This is a genomic window from Lactiplantibacillus garii, from assembly GCF_003885105.1.
Lineage (GTDB): Bacteria > Bacillota > Bacilli > Lactobacillales > Lactobacillaceae > Lactiplantibacillus > Lactiplantibacillus garii.
In genome coordinates this window covers 1-10,145 of record NZ_QWZQ01000064.1, presented here as the reverse complement: position 1 = coordinate 10,145, position 10,145 = coordinate 1, and the positions used below count along the sequence as shown (strand labels likewise).

Sequence of the window (10,145 nt, the reverse complement as noted above, 5' to 3'; positions counted from 1 at the left end):
CTTTACCCATCGGTTTACTTGACTATGTTCAACTCCATATTTTCTTTGAACGGCATTAGGAGCCATTCCCTGAGTAACTAGACCAATGTAAAACAACTTCTCTTTAATCGTATAGCGAGAACCTTTTCTGCCCATAGAAAAACTCCTCCTTAGGTAGGCAAGCTTTGATTATTTGCTTGTCTACCCAAAGAGGAGTATATCCAACGTCTAAAACTAAGCGTTGCCAGGTTTTTTTAACTTTTAAAATTAACTTTGAAACGGACTCGCAAATAATATGACGCCGCCGATGGCCAATACGGCCACCCCGACCCATAACGCGATTCGAATTAAAAACAAGCCGATAATTACGGTAAAAATTAAACCGAGTAATTTAAAACCAATTTTAAAGACAACTTTTAGCAACCAAAAACCAATCACTAAAGCAATCAAAAAACCGATCATTGTAGCGCTCCTGCTAGGAGCTTCCCTCCTTACGGTCGACAATTAATTGTCTCCTCAAAAAGTAGTCTAGCATGGCGTAATTTAAACACCTAATCATTTGCCGTAAATTAACGGAAGCTTAATTAATCTTGTAACGCGGCCACTTGCCGAACCATTGCTAACTCTTCGTTGGTTGGGATCAGCATCACTTTAATTTTGGAATCAGCACTACTGATCAGGCCTTCACGACCCGCAGCGTTTAGTTCTGGATCTAGTTTTAGACCGAAAATACTCAAATTATCGATAATTTGTTGCCGGAGTTGGTCGTTATGTTCACCAATGCCGCCCGCAAAGATCAGCGCGTCGGCCCCGTTTAATTCGGTTAGGTAGCTTCCCGCGTACTTCACGATCCGGTTAACAAAGATTTCCACGGCTAATTTGGCCCGCGGGTTGGTGGCTTCCTGGGCCTTAATTTCACGCATGTCGGGTGAAATGCCAGAAATACCGAGTAACCCGGATTCGTTATTTAACATCATCATGATTTCGTTCGGGTCACTAATTTTTTCAGCTTGCATTAAGAATGGCAAAATCGACGGGTCGACGTCCCCGGCCCGGGTTCCCATGGTTACCCCAGTCAGCGGCGTAAAGCCCATTGACGTATCGTAAGCCTTCCCGTTTTTAACCGCGGCTAGTGACGCCCCGCTCCCTAAGTGCAGCGTTACAAGGTCCAACTGCTCCTTGGGTTTCTTTAATAATTCAGCCGCCCGGCCGGTCAAATAACCGTGGGAGATGCCGTGTTCACCGTACCGGCGAATATGGTACTTTTTCGTCAGGTCGTACGGTAAACTATAAATGGCGTTTTTTTCGGGTAAGTCAGTAAAGAACTGACTGTCAAAAACGGCGTACTGTTTAACGTTCGGCAGCGCCTGTGCCATGGTTTCAATACCAACGGCCTCCATCGGGTTGTGTAGCGGGGCAAAGTTGCTGAGCCCCTTAATGGCTTCCAGCACGTCCGGCGTTACTTCAACGGCGTGCTTAAACGTTTCGCCACCCGCAACGACCCGGTGTGCCACGGCCGTGATTTCATCTAACGACTGGATAATGTCCAAGCGTTGCAGTTCTGATAACATCAGCTTGGCCGCGTGGATCTGATCTAAGTTGTCGACCGTCGTTTCGTATTTCTGGTGATCACCGTATTTGATGGTAAAAATCGAACCCGGCATGCTGATCCGTTCGACCAAGCCGCTCGCAACCACCGTTTCGGCGGGCATTTCAAATAATTGCCACTTCAGCGACGAACTACCCGCGTTAATAATTAATGTTTTTTGCATCCTCAATCACTCTCCCAATAATAGAATACCGGACTTTTCTGAAAAATGGTGAACTATTTTTCAAGATGTATAATAAAACTAATCAATTCTCCGGAAAGGAACGCTCTCATGTCAACTAATTCAGACGTCGAACTGGTGCAAAATGGACTTAAACACCAGATTCACCACACTAAAAAACAAATTGAATCGTTAGACCGGGCCATCGCCCACATCCCCGATGCTACCGAGTTACAAGTTAAGGGCACGTTGCTTAAAACTTACGCCAGTCAAATTAACGGCCACCACCATTTTGTCGAGTTACCCGACTATCGTCAACCCGCAACCAAGTTAACAATCAAACTGGACGTGACTAAAACCATCATGGCTAACGCCGAAGACTACTTTCGGCGGTACCGGAAAAGTAAGCGGGGCCGCAACACGGTCATTCACAACCGGGAAGTGGCCGCGGCCGAATTACAACAACAGCTTGCCCGGCAGGCCGCTTTTGATCCCGCCGACCCCGAACAGGTCGCACAACTTAAACACGCGTTAATCGCGGAAAGCGTCATTCATACCCACGTGCTCCATTCGTCAAAGGCACCGGAACCGGCCCACCCCCGCCGCTTTTACACCCACGATCACGTGTTAGTAGAAGTCGGTAAAAATAGTCACCAAAACGACCACCTCACGCTGACCGCCCGTAAAGACTACTATTGGATGCACGCGGGTGGTGAAATTCCGGGGTCCCACGTCGTCATTCACAGCAACCACCCCAGTGAACGAACACTGCAAGAAGCTGCCGTTTTAACGGCCTACTACAGTAAGGGCCGTCAAATGAAGCGGGTACCGGTCGACTGCCTCAAAGTTGGTCAAATGCATAAACCCAAGGGCGCCAAGTCCGGATTAGTCACGTTTAGTGGTCCCGCCCGGACAATTACCGTCAGTCCCGACCCCGCACTCGTCCACGAATTACGTGAGCAGGAGGATCAACATGACCCCGATTGAACGCTACATTGCCCAATCACCGGCAATCTATCAACCCCAATTACGGGCCCTGCGTCAAACTATTCGCGACGTTCTGCCGGAAGCTGATGAACGCATTCGTTACCAAATGCCCACGTTTTACTGGCACGAAAACGTCATTCATTTTGCCCTGTTTAAAAATCACTTGGGCCTCTATCCCACTCCCAGTGGTGTCACGGCCTTTCAAGATCAACTAACGGCTTATCACACGAGTAAGGGGGCCATCCAGCTACCACTGGACGCCCCCTTACCACTCGACTTAATCCGCAACATAACCATTTTCCGCCGTCACGAAATCGAAGTGCACTATGATCTTCTGGATTAACGTTGCCACCAGGGTTCCTTTAAAAAATCAATGGCGGTCACGTCACCGAGCGCAATTTGGTTAACAACGCCGGCCTGCTGGTTCAACAGGAGCGTCGATGCGTTAACGGCCGCAATTAGCCCACTCGGACGCTGACCACTCGTTAACGTTAACCGGACCACACAATTTAATTCATAAGCTTGCAACAACGAAGCTTCAATTGGTTTCAGCTGTTCCATTCAGATCACCTCATCGAAAATAGTAGCTTAAGCATAGCACATTTTTAGAACGTACGTTCGCAATTAATCATTACATTTTGATGACGTTATCAGGACGGCGACGACGACGTTTAGATAATTGCACTGAAAAACCAGTTACACCGTTAACTAACAGAATAACCGAACATTGCGGGTACTTGCACGTCATAACGACCGTTTCATTTACGACACTCACCACCAAAAAAGGCGGCGCGAAATTATTATTTTTCCGCATCACCTTTTTAATTGACTTTATTTCAAGATTTTTTTAATGTCCGCAACCTCTTCATCACTAAAGCTCAATTGCTTAGTTGCGTCCAAATTAGCGTGTAAGTGGTCAACGTTAGTCGTCCCGATGATCACACTCGTGACCGCTTCAGAACGCAGTAACCAAGCTAAAGCCATTTGTGCTAAGGTTTGCCCACGTTGCTGCGCAATCGCGTTAAGGGCGTTTAACTGCTTAACGACCGCTTCGGTCCCGTTTACCAACAAATATTTGTTGGTCCGGTGAATTGGAAAGTCAGCGGGAATTCCGTTCAAATACCGCTGGGTCAGTAAACCTTCCGCCAACGGCCCGTAAGCCACTAAGCCAGCGTTATTTTGACCAAGCAAATCAATTAAACCGGTCGTCTGAGCTTCTTCGTGCAACATGTTGTACGAGAACTGGTTGACCGTAAACGGCGTGTGCATATCCTTAAAATACCCAATCATTTCAGCCGTTTGGTCCCGGTCATAGTTAGAAATACCGACGTACAGGGCCTTCCCCTGCCGAACGATTTGGTCAAGCGCCTGCGCCGTTTCCTGCAAATCAATGTTAGGGTCGGGACGGTGCGAATAGTACAGGTCCACGTAATCTAGGTGCATCCGCTTTAAGCTGCGGTCTAATGAGCCAATCAGCGTCTTGCGGGAACCGAACGCCCCGTACGGCCCCGGCCAAGCCGGAAAACCGGCCTTAGTCGTAATGACCAGTTCGTCACGGTAAGGTTTTAAATCTTCCTGAAAAATCTGCCCAAAAGTTTGTTCCGCGGATCCCTTCGACGGCCCATAATTATTCGCAAGGTCAAAACTAAAGACCCCGTGGTCAAACGCGTCGAGAACGATTTGCCGGGAATTGGCAAACGGACGCTCATCACCAAAGTTACGCCACAGTCCCAGTGAAACGACCGGCAACTGTAACCCAGTTCGACCAACCCGTCGAATCGGTAAATTATCATAACGGTGCTCTGCTGCTGAATACGTCATAAAATAGCCACCTCACATATTATAGTTAACGGTTACATTATAATCCAAAATAAAAAGGCAGTCCTCGCAAAACGCCAGGATTGCCTCACTTAGGAGTTTATATGTGATGTCTGCTGTTGCTGCCTGATTGACACGTCACTTAAGGTATGGGGCAACAGTCCGTGGTTACCTTAAGCCAACTTCCATTGTAGGCCGAAATAACCAATCCGTTAAGTCCTAACTTAGAAATCGCTGTGCCGGTTATAGTAACTCATAAAAGCACGTTGGGACTCACCGGCCACGGTGATTTTGGTCACACTCGTATTCTCTGGTTCTGGTAAACTCATCGGGTCCCGTGGTTGAAGGACTGCTAGGGCCATCGCCTTAACCGTAAAACCGTGGGTGACCACGATGATCTTCTCATCCGGAAACTCAGCCGCCGTCGCCGTTAAAAAGTCCTGCGCACGGTGCACGACGTGGTCAAAAGTTTCGCCGTCCGTGGCAACTTCAACGTAAGTGGGCAAAACGTCCTTTAACACCGGGTCGAAATATTGAGGGTAAGCGGCTAACAGCTTAGCGTTTTCCTGACCATCCCACTGCCCGTAAGAAATTTCTAGTAAACGTTCGTCCGTCGTCAATGGTAGGTCCCGGCCCCGGTTTAAAATGGCGGCGGTCGCCTTGGTCCGGTCTAACGGGCTACAGATCAGCTGATCCGCAAAGCTGATATCAAAGGCGGCGTGTAGTTCTTGGGCTTGTTGCTGTCCCACCGAATTTAAATGGGTAATGGCCGTGTTGATCGTTCCCTGCTTTAAATTTTGGGCGTTAGCCGTCGTTTGTCCGTGACGGACAATGTAAAAAGTTGTCATGTGATTTAGAGTCCTTCCGTAAAATTAAATACCGGTTAATAAAAAAGGCTTTTCCTAATTATGCCATAGTTTTTTCTCATTTGTCGGCTTGACAAAATTTATCATGCTTGATAAATTGTAGTCATGAAATTAAAGGAGTGGTACTTATGACTATTAATCGTAATGCTAATTTAATCGTCTCCTCCTGGTCTACACAGACATCTGTGTCGGCCTAATTTCGCGTGAGCAAATCAAGCCCGAGCACGGATGTTTCAACACATTCGATGACGAGGGCGGTTATAACTAAGTAATTAACAGTCCTGGTGGTCGAATTGACTACGAGGACTTTTTTGTCGTTAACTGATCAAATTATTTGAAAGTGGGGATTTTTTTATGCCAACGTATAACTTTTCTGCTGGTCCGGCCGTCATGCCAACACCAGTGGTTCAACAGATTCAAGCCGAATTACCGTCGTTTCAAGATTCAGGAATGAGTATCATGGAGATTTCCCACCGTTCCCAATTATTTGACCAAGTCATTAACGACGCTGAACAAGATTTACGGGATTTAATGCAAATTCCCGCTAATTACCGAGTTCTCTTTTTCCAAGGCGGTGGGACGCTACAATTCACGGCCGCGCCCCTTAACTTAGCAACGGCCCACCACCACATCGGCCTGTTAGACAGTGGTCACTGGGCTAGCCGGGCGGCCGACGAAGCTCAACGCACCCATACCCAGGTAGATATTCTGGCTAGTGCCCACGCGACAAATTACACCACGTTGCCAACACTGACCCAACCCGTTGACCCAACTTTAGATTACGTTCACCTTACAACTAACAACACCATCGAAGGAACGATGTACACTCAGTTACCGGCAACTGGTAACGTTCCGTTAGTTGCCGACATGTCGTCCAACTTTTTGGGCCAAACGTACAACGTCCAAGACTTCGGGATGATTTTCGCCGGGGCCCAAAAGAATCTGGGACCAGCCGGCTTAACGATCGTCATTGTCCGTGATGACTTGATTGGTCACGCTCAAAACCTGCCAAGCATGTTAGATTACCAATTATTTGCCGACAAACGTTCGATGTTTAACACCCCACCCGTTTTTGCCATTTACGCGGCCGGACTAGTTTTAAAATGGTTAAAAGCTCAGGGCGGCCTCGCTGCCATGCAACAACGTAACCAGCAAAAGGCGGCCCTACTCTACGACTTCTTAGACCAATCCCAGTTATTCAGGAACCCGGTTGAACCGGCCGCGCGTTCCACGATGAACGTACCGTTTGTGACCGGGGACCCCGCCCTCGACGCCGCCTTCATTGCCGGCGCTACCGAACACGGACTACTAAACCTCAAAGGCCACCGGTTAGTTGGGGGCATGCGCGCCAGTCTATATAACGCCATGCCAACTGCCGGGGTAACCGCCCTCGTTGATTACTTAGCGGCCTTTGAAGCCGCCCACACTAAAGGAGTGTTAAATTAATGTATCAAGTCAAAACTTATAACGCAATTGCCCAAGCCGGGCTGAATACTTTCACCAAGGATTACGCCTTAAATCAATCGGACCAGCCGGACGCCTACCTCATTCGTTCGGTCAACTTACACCAAGAAACCTTACCGAAATCCCTCAAAGTCATTGCTCGGGCCGGAGCCGGGGTCAACAACGTTCCCCTCGAAGCGGCGACCGCTAACGGGACCGCCGTGTTCAATACCCCTGGTAGCAACGCGAACGCCGTGAAGGAACTCGTCATCGCTTTACTCGTCATTGCTTCGCGCAACTTAATGGCCGCCGCCAGCTATTCAGCCGAACATACCGAGGCCGACGTTTCCCAGCGGACGGAACACGACAAAACCAAGTTTAACGGGACCGAACTGCTCGGCAAGACGTTAGCCGTTATCGGTTTAGGCCACGTCGGTTCACTAGTTGCCAACGCCGCTTTAAGCCTCGGGATGAACGTGATCGGCTACGACCCCTACTTATCCGCCGACGCTGCTTGGAACATTGCCAAACAGGTCCAACGGGCTGCCAGCATCAAGGACGCCGTAAAAGACGCGGATTACGTCACCGTCCACGTCCCTAAAAACGAGGATACTTTGCACCTAATCAGTACCACCGAATTAAACGCCATGCAACCGGGCGTCAACCTGTTCAACTACTCGCGGATTGGCATCGTGGATAACGCGGCCGCCGTTACGGCCTTAAACGCGGGTCACGTCGCCCACTACTACACCGACTTCGGTGAACCCCAATTAGCCAATCGCCAAGACGTTACCGTCACCCCCCACATCGGCGGTTCCACTATTGAAGCCGAGGTTAACGGGGCAACCCAGGCCGCCAAAACCATCATGACCTACTTAGAGACCGGTAACGTCAAGGCCGCCATTAACTTGCCCGACTTAAACGTGCCGTTCAACGCCGCCTACCGGTTCACCGTGATCCACGAAAACGTGCCGAACATGGTGAGTCAGATCACTTCCAAACTAGCAACGGCCAACTTAAACATTGCCACGATGGCGAACGCCGCTAAGGATAAAACGGCTTATACGATTATCGACGTCGATGATTTAGATCATCAGAGCAGCCAACAACTCATTGACGCGTTAAACGCAATTCCAGCCGTTACCCGGGTTCGGTTACTGAGCCACAACTAAATTTAAATATTTTTCTAATGCGGTCGTACGCCTAATTCATTGGTCGTACGGCCTTTTTTGCTGGTTTATATTTAAATAATTAAAGAATTAAGTATTGATTTTAATCTATTTTTAATGTATTCTCATTTTTATATCATACTTAGTCACTTTTTGTAGGGGGTACATATTTTATGAAATGGAAATTTTTAGCAACGGCGGCCACCGTAACGGTTACTGCCGGTGGATTATTAGTAGGTTGTGGGAGTAAATCAAGTTCTAGTTCGGAAAATGCCGGGAATACCACGGCCAACATGGCCAAAACCCAGGTACTGAATTGGTCCGAAAACGGACAGGATATCACGACCCTGGACCCATCGTTAGCCACCGACGTCATTAGTGGGACCATGATCAGTAATTCGCAAGAAGGGCTCTACCGATTAGGTAAAAATAGTAAGGCCACCCCGGGGATCGCGACGGGCACCAAGGTTTCAAAGGACAAGAAGACCTACACGTTCACGTTACGGAAAAATGCTAAGTGGAGTAACGGGGATCAAGTAACCGCCCAAGATTTCGTTTACGGTTGGCGGCGAACCGTTAATCCTAAGACGGCCTCTCAATACGCCTACCTGTACTCGGGGATTAAAAATGCCGATAAGATCGTTAAGGGAAAGGCCAAGCCTTCCACGTTAGGGATCAAAGCGGACGGTAAGTATAAGTTAACCGTGACATTGGAAAAACCGATGCAGTACTTTAAACTCCTCATGGGCTTCGTGGTCTTCTTCCCACAAAACCAACACGCGGTTGAAAAGTACGGCAAGCAGTATGGGACTAGCGCTAGCAAGATGGTCTACGACGGCCCGTTCAAGATGACTGGTTGGAAAGGAACCAATTCTTCTTGGAGCTTAGTACGCAACAATTCTTACTGGGATAAAAAACACGTTTACCTGACTAAGATCAACGACCAAGTCGTTAAGTCAACGACGACCGCCTTTAACCTATTCCAGAGTGGTAAGCTGGACGCCGCCGTCCTTTCTGGTCAACAAGTTAAAAACGAAAAGAACAACAGTAAACTCGTTATCCGTAAATCGTCGCGGTTAAACTACTTGGAATTTAACCAAAAGAAGGTCAAAGCTTTAGCAAATACTAAGGTCCGCCAAGCAATGTCGTTGACCCTTAACCGTAAACAACTTGTTAACGACGTTTTAGGTGATGGTTCGGTTGAACCTAAGGGCTTTGCCACGACCGGCCTGGCTACCGACCCGACAACTGGTAAAGATTTTGCCACTGAAAACACCGTTAGCGCGGCGGTTACTCAGGACAACGCTAAGGCCAAACGACTTTGGAAACAGGGCCTAAAGGAACTTGGCAAAAAGTCACTGACCGTTACGTTGACCCACGACGATACCGACCAGATGAAGGCCATCTCCGAATACGTTCAGGGTCAGTTGGAAAAGGAACTTCCTGGTTTGAAAGTCAACAGCGTCACCGTTCCGTACAAGACCCGTATCGCTCGCGAAATTGCGGGTAACTTCCAGTTGGTTATCTCCGCTTGGCAAGCCGACTTTGCCGACCCAATTTCCGACCTTGGTATCATGACGTCGACCAACGATTACAACTTTGGTAAGTGGACCAATTCAACTTACGACAACGCCATCAGTACGGCCAATTCAACGACCAGCACTAAGGCTCGTTGGGCCGCCCTCGCCAAGGCTGAAAAGACCATGGGCACCGATCAAGGGGTGGCACCACTATCACAAAACGTTATCGCCCAAATGGTCAACCCGAAGTTAAAGGGGCTCGTTTACAACACGGCCGGTATCAACTATAACTTCAAGAGCGCTTACATGGCCAAGTAGTCGTTTTTAACCTATTTATTTCGGAACTAATCCTTTACAATATAAGACGGATTTACGGTTCGTTTCCCGGTTTGACCCGGAATGCCGTAAATTCGTCTTATTTATTGGAATGGCAAATTCTATAATTAATCCGAACAAAAATAAAAAAAGGCCCAAAGCAATCTCTTACAATGGTAGTAGTTAATTCCAACCAGCTATAAGGAGTGATTACTTTGGGTACTTCTACTTTATCACGTTTTCAACGTGGTGCGCTAGCTCAACTGGTCAGTGAAGGCC

10 protein-coding genes and 1 pseudogene are annotated in these 10,145 nt (G+C 48.2%); 5 read left to right on the top strand and 6 right to left on the bottom strand.

Features of this window, described 5'->3' with window-relative positions; translation table 11 throughout:
* The 3 genes and pseudogenes from D1831_RS13215 to D1831_RS13205 all read right to left on the bottom strand — a co-directional run.
* Positions 1-135, bottom strand: a pseudogene (locus D1831_RS13215) (helix-turn-helix domain-containing protein); the annotation flags it as partial.
* A 111-nt stretch (positions 136-246) separates the two neighbouring features.
* Positions 247-441 carry a small multidrug resistance protein gene (locus D1831_RS13210; protein WP_125073330.1) on the bottom strand — a complete coding sequence of 65 codons (195 nt, stop codon included), beginning with the start codon at positions 439-441 and terminating at the stop codon, positions 247-249.
* A 122-nt stretch (positions 442-563) separates the two neighbouring features.
* On the bottom strand, positions 564-1,751 hold the full coding sequence (locus tag D1831_RS13205) for an acetate/propionate family kinase (RefSeq protein ID WP_125073329.1): 1,188 nt from the start codon (positions 1,749-1,751) through the stop codon (positions 564-566).
* A 108-nt stretch (positions 1,752-1,859) separates the two neighbouring features.
* Here D1831_RS13205 and D1831_RS13200 point away from each other — a divergent pair, with 108 nt between their 5' ends.
* Together D1831_RS13200 and D1831_RS13195 are read left to right on the top strand one after the other, a co-directional pair.
* Positions 1,860-2,735: an NFACT RNA binding domain-containing protein gene (locus tag D1831_RS13200; RefSeq protein ID WP_125073328.1), complete on the top strand. Its 876-nt coding sequence runs from the start codon at positions 1,860-1,862 to the stop codon at positions 2,733-2,735.
* Positions 2,722-3,078 carry an iron chaperone gene (locus tag D1831_RS13195; protein ID WP_125073327.1) on the top strand — a complete coding sequence of 119 codons (357 nt, stop codon included), beginning with the start codon at positions 2,722-2,724 and terminating at the stop codon, positions 3,076-3,078. The genes D1831_RS13200 and D1831_RS13195 overlap by 14 nt, the downstream gene beginning before the upstream one ends.
* On the opposite strand, the gene D1831_RS13190 is transcribed toward D1831_RS13195, so the two are convergent.
* From D1831_RS13190 to D1831_RS13180, 3 genes are all read right to left on the bottom strand, one after another.
* Positions 3,075-3,296 (bottom strand): hypothetical protein, encoded by a 222-nt coding sequence (locus tag D1831_RS13190; RefSeq protein WP_125073326.1) that lies wholly within the window; start codon positions 3,294-3,296, stop codon positions 3,075-3,077. The genes D1831_RS13195 and D1831_RS13190 overlap by 4 nt on opposite strands.
* Before the next feature lie 270 nt (positions 3,297-3,566).
* Entirely contained in the window at positions 3,567-4,556 is a 990-nt protein-coding gene (locus D1831_RS13185; RefSeq protein ID WP_125073325.1) for an aldo/keto reductase, read from the bottom strand.
* A 221-nt stretch (positions 4,557-4,777) separates the two neighbouring features.
* Entirely contained in the window at positions 4,778-5,401 is a 624-nt protein-coding gene (locus D1831_RS13180; RefSeq protein ID WP_125073324.1) for a histidine phosphatase family protein, read from the bottom strand.
* A 372-nt stretch (positions 5,402-5,773) separates the two neighbouring features.
* On the opposite strand from D1831_RS13180, the gene serC reads away from it, so the two are divergent.
* The 3 genes from serC (at position 5,774) to D1831_RS13165 (ending at position 9,869) form a co-directional block, all read left to right on the top strand.
* Complete coding sequence (gene serC / locus D1831_RS13175) at positions 5,774-6,865, top strand: 3-phosphoserine/phosphohydroxythreonine transaminase (RefSeq protein ID WP_125073323.1); 1,092 nt, start codon at positions 5,774-5,776, stop codon at positions 6,863-6,865.
* Positions 6,865-8,034: a phosphoglycerate dehydrogenase gene (locus tag D1831_RS13170; RefSeq protein WP_125073322.1), complete on the top strand. Its 1,170-nt coding sequence runs from the start codon at positions 6,865-6,867 to the stop codon at positions 8,032-8,034. Before serC ends, D1831_RS13170 begins: the two co-directional genes overlap by 1 nt.
* Before the next feature lie 170 nt (positions 8,035-8,204).
* Positions 8,205-9,869, top strand: coding sequence for a peptide ABC transporter substrate-binding protein (locus D1831_RS13165; protein WP_125073321.1), 1,665 nt, complete (start codon positions 8,205-8,207; stop codon positions 9,867-9,869).
* Positions 9,870-10,145: the final 276 nt, after the last annotated feature.